The 17,038-nt window shown below is 76.7% G+C and carries 15 protein-coding genes and 2 riboswitches; of the genes, 3 read left to right on the forward strand and 12 right to left on the reverse strand.

Annotated features, from left to right (window positions below):
- Positions 1-43: 43 nt before the first annotated feature.
- From IEX99_RS10935 to IEX99_RS10945, 3 genes are all read left to right on the forward strand, one after another.
- Entirely contained in the window at positions 44-877 is an 834-nt protein-coding gene (locus IEX99_RS10935) for an MBL fold metallo-hydrolase (protein WP_229677944.1), read from the forward strand.
- A 426-nt stretch (positions 878-1,303) separates the two neighbouring features.
- Positions 1,304-3,892, forward strand: coding sequence for a heavy metal translocating P-type ATPase (locus IEX99_RS10940; RefSeq protein ID WP_188900068.1), 2,589 nt, complete (start codon positions 1,304-1,306; stop codon positions 3,890-3,892).
- 20 nt (positions 3,893-3,912) lie between these two features.
- Positions 3,913-4,185 (forward strand): glutaredoxin family protein, encoded by a 273-nt coding sequence (locus IEX99_RS10945; protein WP_188900070.1) that lies wholly within the window; start codon positions 3,913-3,915, stop codon positions 4,183-4,185.
- 102 nt (positions 4,186-4,287) lie between these two features.
- Here IEX99_RS10945 and IEX99_RS22695 read toward each other — a convergent pair whose 3' ends face one another.
- The 12 genes from IEX99_RS22695 to gcvT form a co-directional block, all read right to left on the reverse strand.
- Positions 4,288-4,413 (reverse strand): hypothetical protein, encoded by a 126-nt coding sequence (locus tag IEX99_RS22695; RefSeq protein WP_268237472.1) that lies wholly within the window; start codon positions 4,411-4,413, stop codon positions 4,288-4,290.
- A gap of 589 nt (positions 4,414-5,002) precedes the next feature.
- Positions 5,003-5,356 (reverse strand): hypothetical protein, encoded by a 354-nt coding sequence (locus IEX99_RS10950; protein WP_188900072.1) that lies wholly within the window; start codon positions 5,354-5,356, stop codon positions 5,003-5,005.
- A 426-nt stretch (positions 5,357-5,782) separates the two neighbouring features.
- The gene (locus tag IEX99_RS10955; protein ID WP_188900074.1) at positions 5,783-7,633 is read right to left on the reverse strand and encodes a hypothetical protein; all 1,851 of its coding nucleotides are present in this window, start codon (positions 7,631-7,633) and stop codon (positions 5,783-5,785) included.
- A gap of 217 nt (positions 7,634-7,850) precedes the next feature.
- Positions 7,851-8,576, reverse strand: a complete 726-nt coding sequence (locus IEX99_RS10960; RefSeq protein ID WP_188900076.1) for a metallophosphoesterase — start codon at positions 8,574-8,576, stop codon at positions 7,851-7,853.
- Position 8,577: 1 nt separating this feature from the next.
- Positions 8,578-9,300, reverse strand: coding sequence for a nitroreductase family protein (locus IEX99_RS10965; protein WP_188900078.1), 723 nt, complete (start codon positions 9,298-9,300; stop codon positions 8,578-8,580).
- On the reverse strand, positions 9,300-10,631 hold the full coding sequence (locus tag IEX99_RS10970) for a dihydroorotase (RefSeq protein ID WP_188900080.1): 1,332 nt from the start codon (positions 10,629-10,631) through the stop codon (positions 9,300-9,302). The genes IEX99_RS10965 and IEX99_RS10970 overlap by 1 nt, the downstream gene beginning before the upstream one ends.
- Before the next feature lie 78 nt (positions 10,632-10,709).
- Entirely contained in the window at positions 10,710-11,168 is a 459-nt protein-coding gene (locus IEX99_RS10975; RefSeq protein ID WP_188900082.1) for a GNAT family N-acetyltransferase, read from the reverse strand.
- 17 nt (positions 11,169-11,185) lie between these two features.
- Complete coding sequence (locus IEX99_RS10980; RefSeq protein WP_188900084.1) at positions 11,186-11,485, reverse strand: cupin domain-containing protein; 300 nt, start codon at positions 11,483-11,485, stop codon at positions 11,186-11,188.
- A 145-nt stretch (positions 11,486-11,630) separates the two neighbouring features.
- Positions 11,631-11,822 carry an NUDIX hydrolase gene (locus IEX99_RS10985; RefSeq protein WP_188900085.1) on the reverse strand — a complete coding sequence of 64 codons (192 nt, stop codon included), beginning with the start codon at positions 11,820-11,822 and terminating at the stop codon, positions 11,631-11,633.
- 369 nt (positions 11,823-12,191) lie between these two features.
- Positions 12,192-15,113 carry an aminomethyl-transferring glycine dehydrogenase gene (gene gcvP / locus IEX99_RS10990; RefSeq protein ID WP_188900086.1) on the reverse strand — a complete coding sequence of 974 codons (2,922 nt, stop codon included), beginning with the start codon at positions 15,111-15,113 and terminating at the stop codon, positions 12,192-12,194.
- Positions 15,110-15,487, reverse strand: a complete 378-nt coding sequence (gene gcvH, locus IEX99_RS10995; protein ID WP_188900087.1) for a glycine cleavage system protein GcvH — start codon at positions 15,485-15,487, stop codon at positions 15,110-15,112. Before gcvH ends, gcvP begins: the two co-directional genes overlap by 4 nt.
- A gap of 11 nt (positions 15,488-15,498) precedes the next feature.
- Positions 15,499-16,617 carry a glycine cleavage system aminomethyltransferase GcvT gene (gcvT, locus tag IEX99_RS11000; protein ID WP_229677945.1) on the reverse strand — a complete coding sequence of 373 codons (1,119 nt, stop codon included), beginning with the start codon at positions 16,615-16,617 and terminating at the stop codon, positions 15,499-15,501.
- A 48-nt stretch (positions 16,618-16,665) separates the two neighbouring features.
- Positions 16,666-16,767, reverse strand: a riboswitch (glycine riboswitch).
- A gap of 3 nt (positions 16,768-16,770) precedes the next feature.
- Positions 16,771-16,875: riboswitch (glycine riboswitch) on the reverse strand.
- Between the last annotated feature and the right edge of the window lie 163 nt (positions 16,876-17,038).

A 17,038-nucleotide genomic window follows, 5' to 3' on the forward strand; every position in this document is an offset into this window, starting at 1 on the left:
CCGCGCCGGGGCGCAGCCGCGAGCCGAGAGGAAGGAAGCGAGGATGACCGCGTCCGGGCGCCCGGAGGTGACGGGCTTCTTCCACGGGGAGACCAACAGCGTTGCCCATGTCTGCGCCGACCAGGACACGCGGCGCTCCGCGCTGATCGGCCCGGCGCTCGACTTCGACCGCAACGCCCGCGCCACCCACACCGACTTCGCCGACCGGATGCTCCGCTTCGTGCGGGAGCGGGGGCGCGAGGTCGAGTGGATCCTCGACACGCACCCGCACGCCGGTCACTTGTCGGCCGCGCCCGACCTCAAGGAGCGGCTTGGCGGCCCGCCGATCGCGATCGGCGCCCGCGTGGTCGCGGTGCAGCGGATCTGGAAGGGGACCTACAACCAACCGGCCCGACTTCCCCGCCGACGGCTCGCAGTGGACCGCCTGTTCGAGGACGGCGAGCGCTTCCGCATAGGCGGCATCGAGGCGGAGGTGATGTTCACGCCCGGCCACACCGCGGCCTCCATCGCCTACCGGATCGGCGACGCCGCCTTCGTGCACGACACGCTGTTCATGCCGGACTCGGGGACCGCCCGCGCGGACTTCCGGCGGCGACGCGCACGCCCTGTGGCGTTCGACCCGCCGGCTGCTCGCGCTGCCGCCCGCGACGCGCATCTTCGCCGGGCACGACTACATGCCGGGCGGGCACCATGGTGGGAATCGACCGTGGCGGAGCAGCGCGCCCGGAACATCCACGTCCGCGACGGCATCACCGAAGAGGAATTCGTGCGGATGCGCGAGGCGCGCGACACCGACCTCCCCCTGCCGGCGCTGATGCTGGACGCATGCGCGGCGGCGGGCGGCCCGATCCGGAAGCGAACGGCACGTCCTGCCTGAGGATCCCCCTCAACCGTTTCCCGCCGCGCAAGGCCCGGCGATGAGGGGCGCGGGCCCTCCGTCCGTGCGGCACAACGTCGGCGGGGCGGATCGGGCGATCCGCGCGGTCCCCGGCGCCCTGTCCGGCCAGGCGGGCAGTGCCTTCGTCGCCTCCTCGCCGGCTGCTGGCGGCTGCGCGCCGCGCTCGGGCCCGACCCGCGCGGGGACCAGCCGGCGGTGCAGGCGGCCATGCGACGGGACGGAGGCGCGCCACGCGACACCTCGCGGCACCCATGCCATGCTGGCCGCTGCGGCGGACCACCGGGCCGGCCGCGTGCTGCGCCGCGGCGCGGGACCGCTGGCGGCGGCCGGCGGGCGCTTGACCTTCCCATGATGGGAAGCCTCATCTCCCCCGTCGCGCGATCCACCCCACGGAACAGACCCGAGATGGCCCCCGACACGAACCTCGCCGCCCGGCCCCCCCGGACTCCCTCGCAGGGGCCCGGCGCGACGCTGTCGCTGCCGATCGCGGGCATGACCTGCGCCTCCTGCGTCCGCCGCATCGAGAAGGCGCTGGCCGCCGTGCCCGGCGTGGCGCAGGCGAGCGTCAACCTCGCCACCGAGCGCGCGGTGCTGCGCTTCGACGGCCCGCCCGACCTCGCGGCGGTGCTCGGCGCCATCGCCCGCGCGGGCTACGCCGTGCCGGAGGAGACGACGGAACTCTCGGTCGAGGGCATGACCTGCGCCTCCTGCGTCGGCCGGGTCGAGCGCGCGCTGCGGGCCGTGCCCGGGGTGCTCGACGCCTCGGTGAACCTGGCCACCGAGCGCGCCGTGGTGCGGCACCTCGGCGGCGGCGCGGTGGAGGTCGCGGCGCTGCAGGCGGCGGTGCGCCGCGCCGGCTACGAGGCCCGGCCGATCGCCGTCGAGGCCGCCGAGGCCCGCGCGGACCGCGAGCGGGAGGGGCGCGAGCGGGAGCTCCGCGCGCTGCGGCGCGCGATGCTGTTCGCCGTCCTGCTGACGCTGCCGCTCGCCGTCCTCGAGATGGGCGGGCACCTGGTGCCGGCGGTGCACCACTGGGTGGAGGCGACGATCGGGACCCGCGCCTCCTGGTACCTGCAGTTCGCGCTCGCCACCCTGGTGCTGTTCGGCCCCGGGCTGCGCTTCCAGCGCACCGGCTGGCCGAACCTGCTGCGCGGCGCGCCCGACATGAACTCGCTGGTGGCGATCGGCACCGGCGCCGCCTGGGCCTACTCGACGGTCGCCACCTTCGCGCCCGCGCTGCTGCCGGCGGACGCGCGCAACGTCTACTTCGAGGCCGCGGCGGTGATCGTCGCGCTGATCCTGCTCGGCCGCTACCTGGAGGCGCGCAGCAAGGGCCGCACCTCGGAGGCGATCCGGCGCCTGATGGGCCTGCAGGCCAGGACCGCGCATGTCGAGCGCGACGGCGCGGCGGTGGAGGTCCCGGTCGCGGAGGTGCGCGTCGGCGACGTCGTCCTCGTCCGCCCCGGCGAGCGGGTGCCGGTGGACGGCGAGGTGATCGAAGGCGCCTCCTTCGTGGACGAGAGCATGGTCACCGGCGAGCCGGTGCCGGTGCGCAAGGAGGCCGGGGCCCGGGTCGTCGGCGGCACGGTGAACAAGACCGGCGCCTTCCGCTTCCGCGCCACCGCCGTCGGCGCCGACACGGTGCTGGCGCAGATCGTGCGCATGGTGGAGCGGGCGCAGGGCGCGAAGCTGCCGATCCAGGCGCTGGTGGACCGGGTGACGATGTGGTTCGTGCCCGCGGTCATCGCCGCCGCCGTCCTCACCTTCGGCGTCTGGCTCGCCTTCGGCCCGCCCCCGGCGCTGACCTTCGCGCTGGTCAACGCGGTCGCGGTGCTGATCATCGCCTGCCCCTGCGCGATGGGCCTCGCCACGCCGACCTCGATCATGGTCGCGACCGGCCGCGCGGCCGAGATCGGCGTGCTGTTCCGCAACGGCGAGGCGCTGCAGACGCTGCGCGAGGCCCGCCTGGTCGCGGTGGACAAGACCGGCACCCTGACCAGGGGCCGGCCCGAGCTGACCGACCTCGTCCCCGCCCCGGGCTTCGACGAGGCCGAGGTGCTGGCCCTGATCGCCGCCGTCGAGGCGCGGTCCGAGCACCCGGTGGGCGAGGCGATCGTCGAGGCGGCGCGCCGCCGCGGCCTGCCGGTGGCGGACGCCGAGGGGTTCGAGGCGATCCCGGGCTACGGCGTGGCCGCCACCGTCAACGGCCGCCGCGTCGCGGTCGGGGCCGACCGCCACATGGCCCGGCTCGGCCTCGACGTCGCTGCCTTCGCCGGGGCCGCGGCGCGGCTCGCCGACGAGGGCAGGACGCCGCTCTACGCCGCGGTGGACGGCAGGCTCGCCGCGGCGGTCGCGGTCGCCGACCCGATCAAGGAGACGACGCCGGCGGCGATCGAGGCCCTGCACCGGCTCGGCCTCCCGGTCGCGATGGTCACGGGCGACAACCGCCGCACGGCGGAGGCGATCGCGCGGCGCCTCGGCATTGACGAGGTCGCGGCGGAGGTGCTGCCGGACGGCAAGGTGGCGGTGGTCGAGCGGCTGAGGCAGGGCGGCCGGCGCACGGTCGCCTTCGTCGGCGACGGCATCAACGACGCGCCGGCGCTCGCGGCGGCGGATGTGGGCCTCGCGGTCGGCACCGGAACCGACATCGCGATCGAGAGCGCCGACGTGGTGCTGATGTCGGGCGACCTGCGCGGGGTGCCGAACGCGATCGCGCTGAGCCGGGCGACGATCCGCAACATCCGGCAGAACCTGTTCTGGGCCTTCGCCTACAACGTGGCGCTGATCCCGGTGGCCGCCGGGGCGCTCTGGCCCGCCTTCGGCGTGCTGCTCTCGCCGATCCTCGCCGCGGCGGCGATGGGGCTGTCGAGCGTGTTCGTGGTCAGCAACGCGCTGCGGCTGCGCGGCTTCCGCCCGCCCGTGCCGGCGGGCGGCGGCGACGGCGCGGCGGCGGAGGCGGCCGCGCCCGGCGCCGTCCGCCCGGCGGCGGCCTGAGCCGCGACGGGGCCCGCGCCATGACCGCCGCCGTCGAGATCTACACCGCCCCCGCCTGCCCGGACTGCCGCGCGCTGAAGGCGTGGCTCGACCGCGAGGGCGTGCGCTATGTCGAGCACGACCTGACCGACCCCGCGGTGGCGGAGGAGGCGAAGCGGCGCACGGGCGTGCGCGTCGCGCCGGTCACGCTGATCGGGGACCGCGTGTTCCACGGCACCTTCCCGGAGCAGCGCCCCGGCATCGCCGCGGCGCTCGGCCTCGCCGCGCGCAGGGGGGCGGGCGAGGCCGGCTGAGCCTCGGGGCCGCGGCGCGCGCGGCCGCGCCGCTTGGCGGCCGGCGCGGGCGGCGGGCCGCATGCGCGGCCCGGCAGCGGTCGGCCACCGATGCCGCCGGCATCACGCCGCCCGGCCGGTCCCGCCCGCCGGCACGAGCCGCCGCGCGCGCTCCAGCAGCTTCGCGTTGACCGCGACGATGATCGTGCTGAGCGACATCAGCGCCGCCCCGACCGCGGGCGAGAGCACCAGGCCCCAGCCGTGCCCGATGCCGGCGGCGAGCGGCCGCCAGCACGCGGTCGCCGGGACGGAGCGCCGCGACCGGCACCTCCTCAGTCCCGCCGCCGGGCGTGATGCGGATGGCCGCGGCCGGCAGCAGCCTGACCAGCGCCTCCAGCGCGCCCGAGGCGCCCATCACCGGGCGCATCTCGATCCAATGGCCGAGCAGCATGACCGCGATCAGCGTCGCCAGCTCCCAGAAGAGGGGCTCGCCGCCGAGGCCGAGGACGACCGCGCTCGAATAGAGGTAGGCGACCGAGGTCGCGAGCGCGACCAGCGTCATCATCCCCGGTCGGCCGCTCCGCACCTCTGCGGCCATGCCGGCGAGGAAGGGCCAGCCGCCGTAGAGGAACGCGACCGAGGCGAGGAGGAAGAGGACGTGGTCCGATCCGGGGAACTCCAGCGCCTCGCGCAGGCCGAGGGCGTGCTGGATCATCGGCGACAGCGCCAGGATCGGGACCGTCAGCGCGAGCGACACCCGGAAGCGGCGGCGGCGGCTGGGTGCCCCTCCGCGCGCCGCGCCGTCCCGTGGTGCGGGTGGGAGGCCACGCCGCGTGCGCTACCCGTCCGCGCCGGCGGCGCGGCCGGCGAGCAGCGCCGGCCGGCGCGCATCCGGCGCCTCTCGGCGGATCTCGCCGCGGGCGGCGCGCTCTTCCGGCGCCTCGGGGGCGACCCCGCGGCGCGACGCGGCCGCCCTGCCCGCGATCCGGCGGACCAGCGGCACGGCGAGGCCGATCATGATGCCCCAGAACAGCACCGTCGCGCTGGCATGCGGCACGGGCATGAGGCCGCCCACGACCACGTGCGCCCAGCCGCCGATTCCCTGCCACATGGCGAGGCGCTCGTCGTGGAACAGCGCCGCCGCGGGGACAAGCGCCGACGGCGCCACGGCGCCGATCGCGATTCCCGACATCCTGTGCTTCCCGGATCCCATGCCGCCCTGCGGCGACCACTGCGACCGGCCGGCGATCTCCCCACCGCGCATCGCCGGACGCCCGGCCTGCCCGCCCGCCCCGCCGCCGGACGCCTCCCGGAACGGGCGGCGTTCGTGGTGCGGTTCCGGTCCGGTCGCCTCGCCGAGCATGCGGGGCCTCCTGTTCCGGCGACGCCGTCGCACCGGGCGGAACGCCCGACGCTACCGCGCCGAAGGGTCGGCGCGACGGCACCGCCGTGGCCATGCCCCCGGTTCCGGCCATGCCGCCTCGCCGGGGAGCCATCGCGATGCCGCAGCCCATCGCGGGCCGCGCCCTCCTCAGCACGGGCGGCGTCGCCGCGCACATCACGAAACGCGGCGCGGGGACGGCTCGCCGTCGCGTCGCGCGCCGCGGATCGGCGACGCCTACCGCCCCGCGGCCGCGGCGGTTCCCTCCTCGCCGCGCAGCTCCTCGAAGCGCGCCGCGAGCGCCAGCAGGTCCATCGCCCGTTGCGCCGGCGGGCCGCGCAGCTGCGACGGCGCGATCCGCTTCAGCGCCTGCGTCGCGAGGTCGCGGCGGCCGATCCGCGCCGCGGCCTCGGCCAGCGCCGGGCCGCCCGTGCCCGCCTCGAGCGCGGCGGCGATCCACGCGGTCGCCGGCCCGGCCTCGCCGCGCGCGGCGTGGAACTCGGCCAGCGCGGCGGCGGTGCGGCCGCGCTGGTCGGGGGCGACCAGGTCCGGCAGGCGCCCCGGAGGGGTGGGCTCCGCCGTCCCGGCGGCGAGCGCGGCCTTGTGGAGCTCGATCCACCCGTTCGCCCGATGCTGGGCGGCGGTTTCCCTCAGCAGGCGCAGCGCGGCCTCCTGCCGGCCGCAGCGGTGCAGCTCCACGGCGATGCGTGCGCGCAGCGCATCGCCGATCGCCGGCAGTCGCTCCTGCGCGCTGCCGAGCTGCGGCAGGACGCGCAGCCCGAAGAGGCGCGTCGCCGGCGCGGACGGCGCGCCGTCCGGGGCGGACCCGCCCGCCGCGCCGCCGGCGGACGGCCCGCGCGCGGGCGCCGGCGCTGCCGCCGCCTCGAGCGCCGCCGCGGCGAGCCGGCACGCCGGCTCGCCATGCCCGATGTCGTTGAACGCGCCCGCCGCCTCGATCAGGTGCAGCGGCCGGGGTGTCGCGTCGGGCGGCTCGGTCACCGCGGCCTGCACCGCCTCCGCCGCGTCCCGCGCCCCCTGCGGGTCGCCCAGCGGGCCGTGCCGCAGGCGGGCGACGCCGCGCAGCACGCGCAGGCGCTCGAGCACGGGGAGCCGCCCGCCCATCGCCGCCTCGACCGCGAGGTCGGCGAGTTCCGCAGCCCGCTCCCGCCGCCCCTCCTCCGCGGCGTGCCACGCCACCGCGAGCAGCCCCGCCGCGCGCTGGTCCGGGCGCCGCAGGTCGAGCGCCGTCGCCTCCGCCTCCCCGGTCTCGCCCAGGGCGAGGAGCGCCCGCACGCGTCCCGGATGGGCGGTGCCCGGGGCGGCGAGGGCGGCGCGGCGCAGCGCCGCGCGCGCGGCTCCGGGGTCGCCCGCGCAGGCGTGCGCCTCCGCCAGCGCCTCCCAGTCGGATGGCTGGCGCCGTGCCGGGCGGGCCTCGATGGCCGCCGGCCAGCGCGCGAGGAGGGCGGCGAAGGTCGCGTTCAGGCGGCGCGCCGCCGGGGCGCCGTCGCCGGCGGGGCCGCCGGGATCCCCCGGCATGGCGGCGGCCCCGCGCAGGCCGCGGGCATGGTCGCGGCAGAGCAGCCCGGCCAGCTCGGCGAGGGCCTCGGCGCGCCGCGCCGGCCCGTCCAGGCCGCGGCGCGGCCGCTCGGCAAGCTCGTCGAGCGCGCCGAGATCGGCGGGGTGCGCCGGATCGTGGCGCGCCGCCCAGAGCAGTTCGGCGACCAGGATCCGATCGGCCGCCTCTTCGCGCCGTGCCCCGTCGCGGCCTGCCGCCCCCTCGCCCCGCAGACGCTGGCGGATCGCCTCGGCGGCATCGAGCCGGCCGGCGCGCGCCAGCGCGCCCGCCAGGGCCGGCAGCAGCCGGTCCTCGTCGCTCGCGGAGAGGCTCGCCGCGACGGCAAGCTCGACCAGACAGGCGGGGTCGGGGGCGGCCAGGCAGACGGCTTCCGGCCGGCCGGAAGGCGGCGTCGCCGCCAGGCCGCCCCGCACGGTGCGCGGCGGGCCGTCCTGCGGCGCCAGCACCAGCGCGAGCGGGGTCGCGACCAGGGCGAGGAGGAGGGCGACGTAGCGCACGGCGGGCGCCAGCATGCCACCGGCCGCGTCGGGCGGCGAGCGTCGCGGCCGGAAGGCGGCGTGCGCCGCCCGGCCGGTCCCGCGCGATGCCGCCGAGGCCTGCCGCCCCCGCCGGGGGCAGGGTCGCCCGGCGGCGGTCCGTTGCGCAGCGGCGCGGCCAGGTGGTCGCGACGGGTGCCGCGGCCGCGCCCGCCGCCGCCCCGGATCCCGCGGAATCCCGCAGCACCCGGCCTCAGGCGAACAGGAAGCCGAGGCGGTCGCCCTCCAGCACGGCGCAGGTCAGCGGCCCGCCGGACCAGGCGGCGGTGTCGAGGTTGATGCGGTTGTCGCGCACCTCCGGCGCGCCGCGCGCGGTGTGGCCGTGCACCACGACGACGCCGTGATCCGCCTCGGACTGCAGGAAGTCGTGGCGGATGCCGAGGAGGTCGTCCTCGCTCTGCGCCTCGAGCGGGATGCCGGGGCGCAGGCCGGCATGGACGAAGAGGTAGCCGCCCTCGCGGTGATGCAGCGCGAGGCCGCGGTCCAGGAACGCGCGGTGCGCGGGCGGCAGGGCCGCGGCCCAGGACTCGCCCGGCGCCTCGGGATCGAGGGCGTAGCTCGCCAGCGTCTCGCGCCCGCCGCACCACAGCCAGTCGGCGCGCGCGCCGCGGTCGCCCGCCAGCGCCTGGCGCATCATCCGCTCGTGGTTGCCGAGCAGGTTGACGGCGCGGACGCCCGGGATCGGATCGCGCAGCAGCAGGCGGATCACGCCGGCGCTGTCCTCGCCCTTGTCCACGTAGTCGCCGATGTGCAGCAGCAGCGGCGCGGCGACGGGGCGGCGCGCGAGGTCGGCGGCGATCATCGCGTGCAGCCGGGCCAGCCGCGCGGCGCAGCCGTGCACGTCGCCCACCGCGTAGACGCGCCGGCCGCGCGGCAGCGTCGCCGGCGCCTCGGTGAAGCGGATGGACGGGGCGGCCATCTCACTCGTCGCCGAGGAAGGTGGCGAATTCGCGCGCCGGCGCCCGCTCCGTGACCAGCGCGTTCTCCGGCGCGTCGGGATCGGCGTAGCCGAGCGACATCCCGCACACCACGGCTTCCGCGTCGGGGATCGGCAGATGCCTGCGGATCGTCCGGTGGCGCCGCGCGAAGGCGGCCTGCGGGCAGGTGTCGAGCCCGTGCGCGCGCGCCGCGACCATGACGTTCTGCAGGAACATGCCGTAGTCGAGCCAGGAGCCGATGGCGAGGCGCCGGTCAATGGTGAAGACGATGCCGACCGGGGCGCCGAAGAACTCGAAATTGCGCGCGTGCTGGCGGCGCATGCGCTCGGTCTCGCCCCGCCTGATGCCGAGCAGGCCGTAGAGGTCCCAGCCGACCTTGCGCCGGCGGGAGAGGTAGGGCTCGAAGAACTCGTGCGGGTAGTAGCGGTATTCCGCTTCCTCCGGCGCGCCCGCCATGTGCTCGGCGACCAGCGCCTCGGACAGGCGCCGCTTCGGCTCGCCGGTCAGCACGTAGGCGCGCCAGGGCTGCATGTTGGTGCCGGAGGGCGCGCGCGCGGCGACGTCGAGCAGGTGTTCGACCAGCGCGCGCGGCACCGGCGTCGGGAGGAAGGCGCGGATCGAACGGCGCGAGGTGATCGCCGCCTCCACCGCGGCGACCGCCTCGCCCCGCGGGGCGGGCGCCGTCGCGGGCAGGTCGGGCGCCATCAGAAGCCCCGCGCCTCGGCGAAGCGCACCAGGCCGCCGCGCGGCGGGCCCAGCACCTCGTCCTCGCGCATCACCACCTGCCCGCGGATGATCGTCATCACCGGCCAGCCCGTGCATTCCTGCCCGGCGAAGGGCGTCCAGCCGCAGGGCGAGACGATCCAGCTCTCCTCGATCACGCGCCTCTTCCCGAGGTCCACGACGGTGAAGTCGGCGTCGTAGCCGGCGGCGAGGCGGCCCTTGCCGACCACGCCGTAGACCCGCGCCGGGCCGGCGCACATCAGGTCCGCCAGCCGCGTCAGCGAGAGCCGGCCGGCGTTCACGTGGTCGAGCATCAGCGGCACCAGCGTCTGCACGCCGGTCAGCCCCGCCGCGGTGTCGGGCCAGGGCCGCTCCTTCGCCGCGCGGCTGTGCGGCGCGTGGTCGGAGCCGACGCAGTCCACCGTGCCGTCGCGCACCGCCGCCCAGGCGGCCTCCCTGTGGCGCGCGTCGCGGATCGGCGGGTTCATCACCGCGTAGCCGCCGAGGCGGTCGTAGGCCTCGTCGGTCTGGCTGAGGTGGTTGACCAGAACCTCGACGGTGGCGATGTCGCGGAAGTCCTTCAGGTACTCGAGCTCCTCCGCCGTGCTGACGTGCAGGATGTGCGCGGGGCGCCCGGTCCTGCGCGCCAGCGCCATCAGCCGGCGGGTGCCGAGGAAGGCGGTCTCGACGTCGCGCCACTCCATGTGGTTGCGGTGCGGCATGCCGGGGGTGAACAGCTTGCGCCGCGCCTGCAGCCGGTACTCGTCCTCGGAGTGGTAGCAGACGCGCCGCCTTCCGGCGCGCATCACGCGCTCCAGGCTCTCGTCGTCCTCGACCAGCAGGTCGCCGGTGGAGGAACCGGCGAAGACCTTGATCGCGCAGACGTTGGGCTGGAGCTCCAGCTCCGCCAGCGCGTTGATGTTGGTCTTGGTGGCGCCGACGTAGAGGCCGACGTCGCACCAGGCGCGGCCCTGGACGTATGCGCGCTTCCAGTCGAGGCGCTCGCGCCGGTCGATCAGCGGCGTGGTGTTCGGCATGTCGAACACCGCGGCGAGGCCGCCGAGCACCGCCGCGCGGGTGCCGTCCGAGACGTTCTCCACCTTCGGGTCGCCGGGGTCGCGCAGGTGGACGTGCGGGTCTATCAGGCCGGGCAGGACGTGCAGGCCGCGGCAGTCGAGCACCTCGGCCGCCGCGGCGGTGCGCAGGTCGCCGAGCGCGGCGATGCGGCCGTCGCGCACGCCGACATCCGCCGCCTCGATCCCCCAGGGCAGCACGCACTGCCCGCCGCGCAGCACAAGGTCGTAGGAGGCCATGCGCCCCTCTCCTCCGGTCGTCCGTCGTCCGGTCCCTGTTTGGCACCGCGGCGCGCCGGCCGGTAGCCCCCGCCCGGCTCAACCCGGCAGTCTGAGGTCGTAGGTGATCCACATCGTGCGGGTGGCGAGCCGGTCGTAGACGCCCCGGCCGCGGTAGTTGTCGTCCGCGGTGATCCAGCGGATCACGGACCAGCCGCGCTGGCGGCCGATCTCCGCCACGGCCCCGATCAGCGCGTCGGCGACGCGCCGGCCGCGGTATTCCGGGTCCACGAAGAGGTCGTCGAGGAAGCCGCCGGTGGTGGCGCTGAGCGGACGGGCGAAGGGGCGGTAGTGCGCGAGGCCGACGGCGCGGCCCTCCGCCGTCTCGGCGACCAGCGCCTCCACCTCGTGCGCCGGGTCGTGGATCCAGGACCAGACGCGCGCGCGCATCTCCGGCGTCTGCGTCACCTTGTAGAAGCCGGCGTAGCCCGCGTAGAGCCGCTCCCAGTCGGCGCGGTGGCGGTGCTCGAGGGGGCGGATGGCGATGCCTTCGGGCATGGGCGCGGTCCTTCCGTTCAGCGCGGCGCCTCGCCGCCTTCGGGGCCGCGGAGGATCACCCGGGCGGCGAGGTCGGGAAAGTCCCCGAAGCGGTGCCCCGCGCCGGCGGGGGCGAAGAGCAGGTCGCCGGGGCCGGAGACGCCGACAGGGACCGCGTCGCGGCCGTGCGGCCCCTGCGGGTGGCGGCCGCGCGGGGCGTACCGGCGCGCCTCGAGCGCGCCGCGGCCGAGGAGGCGCGCGCCGCACCGGCCCGGCCCCGGCGGCGCGAGCGCGGCGGCGGCGAAGGCGAAGCGGGGATCGGCGGCGGCCTCGGGCACGGCGTCCTGCTGCGCGAAACGCCCGGCAGGCTATGCGGCCGGCCGGCGCCCCGGCAATGGCGGGCCGGCAGGCCGCAGGCGCGACGCCGCGTCGCGGGAAGGCGGCAGGCCATGCCGACCGATCCCGGCGCCTCCGCCGCTGCGCCTAGAACGACACCCGCCCCGCGGCGGCCAGCGCGAGCAGGATCGAGGCGACACGCGTCGAAGGCTGCACCGCGCCCTCGCGCAGCCCGCGGAGCAGCGACGGGATCGGCAGCAGCGCCACGCCGATCTCCTCGTCGGGCTCGGGCGACTGCGGCCCTTCCGGCCGGGCGCCGAGGGCGAGGACGGTGGGCACGCGGTTCTCGTGCCGCGCGGGGTTCGGTCGCAGCGCGACCTCCGGGCGGAACTCGGCCGCGCCGTAGCCGGTCTCCTCCCGCAGCTCGTGCCGCGCGGCGTCCAGGGAGAGGCGTCCGCGGCGTCCACCAGGCCGCCGGGGAGCTCGAGATGCGCCTCCCGCGCGGCGGGGCGGTACTGGCGGACCGTCACGACATGGCCGTCGGGCGTGACCGCGACGACAGGGACCCAATCGGGCCCCGCCAGCACCTAGTACGGATCGAGCACCACGCCGGATGGGGTGACGCGGGTGACGGCGCGATCCGACGGTCGCGGAGGGCGACGTGGCTGGCGGCGACGCGCCAGGGCCGCGCCGCCGGGCCGCCGTCGCTCACTCCGCCGCCGCGAGCTGCAGCCGGTGCGCGTATTCCTCGAGCGGCGCGCAGGTGCAGACCAGGTGGCGGTCGCCGTAGGCGTTGTCCACGCGCTTGACCGGCGGCCAGTACTTGTGGCCGCGCACGAAGGGCAGCGGGAAGGCGGCCTGCTCGCGCGTGTAGGGGTGGGTCCACTCGGCGGTGGCGATCTCCTCCGCCGTGTGGGGCGCGTTCTTCAGCGGGTTGTCGGCCTTGTCCATGCGGCCCTGCTCGATCGCGCGGATCTCGGCGCGGATCGCGATCATCGCCTCGATGAAGCGGTCGAGCTCGGCCTTCGGCTCGCTCTCGGTCGGCTCCACCATCAGCGTGCCGGCGACGGGCCAGGACATGGTGGGGGCGTGGAAGCCGTAGTCCTGCAGGCGCTTGGCGATGTCCTCGACCAGCACGCCGCCGCCCTGCTGGAAGCCGCGGCAGTCGAGGATGCACTCGTGCGCCACCATGCCGCGCGCGCCCTTGTAGAGCACGGGGTAGTGGCCCGCGAGCCGCTTGGCGACGTAGTTGGCGCTGAGGATCGCGACCTGCGTCGCGCGCTTGAGCCCCTCCGCGCCCATCAGCCGGATGTAGGCGTAGCTGATCGGCAGGATGGCGGCGCTGCCGTAGGGCGCCGCGCTGACCGGGCCGTAGCCGGTCTCCGGCCCGGCGCCCGGCCGCAGCGGATGGTTCGGCAGGTGCGGCGCGAGGTGCGCGGCGACGCCGATCGGCCCCACGCCGGGCCCGCCGCCGCCATGCGGGATGCAGAAGGTCTTGTGCAGGTTGAGGTGGCACACATCGGCGCCGATCGCGGCCGGCGAGGTCAGGCCGACCTGCGCGTTCATGTTCGCGCCGTCCATGTACACCTGGCCGCCATGCGCGTGCACCAGGTCGCAGATCTCGCGGATCCGCTCCTCGAACACGCCGTGGGTCGAGGGGTAGGTCACCATCAGCGCGGCGAGCCTGCCCGCGTGCTCCTCCGCCTTGGCGCGCAGGTCGGCGAGGTCCACGTTGCCGTCGCGGTCGCAGGCGACGACGACGACGCGCATCCCCGCCATCGCCGCCGAGGCCGGGTTGGTGCCGTGCGCGGAGGAGGGGATGAGGCAGACGTCGCGGTGCCCCTCGCCCCGCGCCTTGTGCCAGGCGCGGATGGCGAGCAGGCCCGCGTACTCGCCCTGGCTGCCCGCGTTGGGCTGCAGCGACACGGCGGCGAAGCCGGTGATGGCGCAGAGCCAGCGCTCCAGCCGCCCGATCAGCTCGGCGTAGCCCGCCGCCTGGTCGGCCGGGGCGAAGGGATGGATGTCGGTGAAGCCCGGGAAGGTGATCGGGATCATCTCCGCCGTCGCGTTCAGCTTCATCGTGCACGACCCGAGCGGGATCATGCTGCGGTTGAGCGCGACGTCCTTGTCCTCCAGCCGCTTGAGGTAGCGGAGCATGGCGTGCTCCGCATGGTGGCTGTTGAACACCTCCGCGGTGAGGAAGGGCGAGCTGCGGGCGAGCGCCTCCGGGATGCCGCCGGCCGGGACGAGCTCGCCGAGGCCGGACGGCGCCGCGCCGGCGGCCTCGGCGATCGCGGCGCAGAGCGCGGCGAGGTCCTCGCGCGTGACGGTCTCGTCGAGGGCGATGCCGACGCAGCCCGCATCCACCCGCCGCAGGTTGAATCCGCGCGCGAGCGCCGCCGCCATCAGCGCCTCCGCCCTGGCGGGGCCGCATTCGAGGGCGAGGGTGTCGAAGAAGGCGTCGTGGCGCGGCGCGAGGCCCGCGCGCCGCGCCGCGTCGGCCAGCAGGCGCGCCTGGAGGTTGACGCGGCGGGCGATGCGCCTGAGCCCCTCCGGCCCGTGCCAGACCGCGTACATGCCCGCCATCACCGCGAGCAGCACCTGCGCCGTGCAGATGTTGGAGGTCGCCTTCTCGCGCCGGATGTGCTGCTCGCGCGTCTGCAGCGCGAGGCGCAGCGCCGGCGCGCCGGCCGCGTCCACCGAGACGCCGACCAGGCGCCCCGGCATCAGCCGCTTGTAGGCGTCCTTCACCGCCATGTAGGCGGCGTGCGGCCCGCCGTAGCCCATCGGCACGCCGAAGCGCTGGGTCGAGCCCACCACCACGTCCGCGCCCATCTCCCCGGGCGGCGTCAGCAGGCAGAGCGCGAGCGGATCGGCGGCGACGATGGCGAGGCCCCCGGCCGCGTGCGCCGCCGCGATCTCGGCGCGCAGGTCGCGCACCTCGCCGGTGGTGCCGGGGTACTGCAGCAGCACGGCGAAGGGCTTCTCCGCCGCGCAGGCGGCCGCCACCTCGGCCGGCGCCGCCACCCGCACCGTGATGCCGAGCGGCTCCGCGCGCACCCGCACCACCGCGAGCGTCTGCGGATGCAGGTCGGAGGCGGCGACCAGCGTGCGCCCCTTGCCGCGCGCGGCGCCGAGCGCGAGGTGCATCGCCTCCGCCGCCGCGGTCGCCTCGTCGAGCAGCGAGGCGTTGGCGACCGGCAGGCCGGTGAGGTCGGCCACCATGGTCTGGAAGTTCACCAGCGCCTCGAGCCGCCCCTGCGCGATCTCCGCCTGGTAGGGGGTGTAGGCGGTGTACCAGCCGGGGTTCTCCAGCACGTTGCGCAGGATCACCGGCGGCACGTGGGTGCCGTGGTAGCCGAGGCCGATCAGCGACTTGACCCGCCGGTTCCTCTCGGAGAGCGCGCGCAGCTCGGCGATCACCTCCGCCTCGGTCGCCGGCGGCGGCAGGGCGGAGAGGTCGGCGCCGCGGATCGCCGCCGGCACGGTGCGCGCGGCGAGGTCGTCGAGGCTCGCCGCGCCCACCACCGCGAGCATCTCCGCGATCTCGGCCTCCGAGGGGCCGATGTGGCGGCGCGCGAAGCCGCCCCGGTCCTCGAGCGCGGAGAGCTCCTCCAGCGCCGCGCTCACGCCTGGCTCTCCAGGAAGGCGGCGTAGGCGGCCTCGTCCATCAGCGCCTCGATCTCCGCCGGGTCGCGCGGCTCGATCCGGAAGAACCAGCCCTCGCCCGTGGGGTCGCGGTTGACCAGGCCGGGATCCTCGGCGAGCGCGCTGTTCACCTCGACGATCCGCCCGGCGATCGGGGCGTAGACGTCGGAGGCGGCCTTCACGCTCTCCACCACCGCCACGGGCTCGCCGGCGGCGACCTCGCGCCCGATCTCGGGCAGGTCCACGAACACCACGTCGCCCAGCGCGTTCTGCGCGTGGTCGGAGATGCCGACGGTGGCGGTGTCGCCGTCCATCCGCAGCCATTCGTGGTCCTTGGTGTAGCGCAGCTCGGACATCGGGGCGGTCCTCATCGGGCGTAGCGGTGGGGGACGAAGGGCAGCGGGACGACGCGCGCGGGCAGGGCCTTGCCGCGCACCATCAGCGCGAGCGCGGTGCCGTCCGCGGCGTGGGCGCGCGCGACGTAGCCCATCGCCATCGGGCCGTTCAGCGTCGGGCCGAAGCCGCCGGAGGTGACCTCGCCGATCGCGGCGCCGCCGTCCGGGGCATGGATCGGCGTGCGGGCGCGCGCGGGCTGGCGCCCCTCCGGCCGGATGCCGACGCGCAGGCGCCTCGGCCCGTCGGCGAGTTCCTGGCGCACGCGCCCGGCGCCCGGGAAGTCCCAGGCCATGCGGCGGCGCTTGCCGATGGTCCAGGTGAGCGCGGCCTCGACCGGGCTCGTGGTCGCGTCGATGTCGTTGCCGTAGAGGCAGAGCCCCGCCTCCAGCCGCAGCGAATCGCGCGCGCCGAGCCCCGCCGGCGCCACGCCGGGCAGGCGCAGCAGGAGGCGTGCGAACTCCTCCGCCCGCTCGTCGGGGACCGAGATCTCGAACCCGTCCTCGCCGGTGTAGCCGGAGCGGCTGACGATCGCGGGCGCGCCGGCGACCGTCATCTCGGCGATCCCCATGAAGGGGAGCGCCGCCACCTCGGGTGCCACGGACGAGAGCGCGCCCGCCGCGCCCGGTCCCTGCAGGGCGAGCAGCGCCCGGTCCTCCCGCCGCGCCAGGCGCAGCCCGGGCGGCAGCGCGGCGGCGATGCGGTCGAAATCGTCCTGCTTGCGGCTGGCGTTGACGACGAGGAACAGCCGGTCGCCGAGATTGGCGACCATGAAGTCGTCCTCGATGCCGCCCGCCTCGTTGGTCAGCAGCCCGTAACGCTGCCGGCCGGGCTTCAGGCCCTGCACGTCGGCCGGGGTCAGCCGCTCCAGCGCCGCGGCGGCGCCCTGGCCGATCAGCTCCGCCTGGCCCATGTGGGAGACGTCGAACAGGGCGGCGGCGGCGCGGCAGTGCAGGTGCTCGGCCACGATGCCGGCCGGGTACTGCACCGGCATGGCGTAGCCGGCGAAGGGCACCATGCGGGCGCCGAGCTCGCGGTGCAGCGCGGCGAGCGGGGTCTCGCGCAGCGGGGTGTCGTCGGTGAATTCGGCCACGGGCCCTCCTGCCGCGGTGGGCGGCGCGGGGTGTTGATCCGTGGCCCCCCTCTGTCCGAAGACCTGAGAGATTCGGCCGGCCGATTCGCCTCGGCCCGGCCTTACTCCGTCGGTGCCGGCGCCGCCGCGCGGAGCCGGGCTTTCCAGAGGCCCCTCCCCCGCGCGGCCCTTCTGCCTGAGCGTTTCCGGGGGCCGGTTGCGCCTTCGGCGGCGGTCCCTCCGGGGCGCCGGCGGACCGCTCTCTCCCGCGCGGGATCAGCGGGATGGGTGCAGGATGGCCCAAGCCCGACCCGGACGCAACGGCGCGCGCGCCACCGTGTCCCGACCGGGAGCGGGTCGCGCGCCGTCGCTCGTCGCGGGGCCGGGCCGCTCCCCCGGGGACGGTGACGGCCCGGCGGGAAGATGGCAGGACGGCCGGCCG

The organism is Caldovatus sediminis (genome assembly GCF_014644455.1).
Lineage (GTDB): Bacteria > Pseudomonadota > Alphaproteobacteria > Acetobacterales > Acetobacteraceae > Caldovatus > Caldovatus sediminis.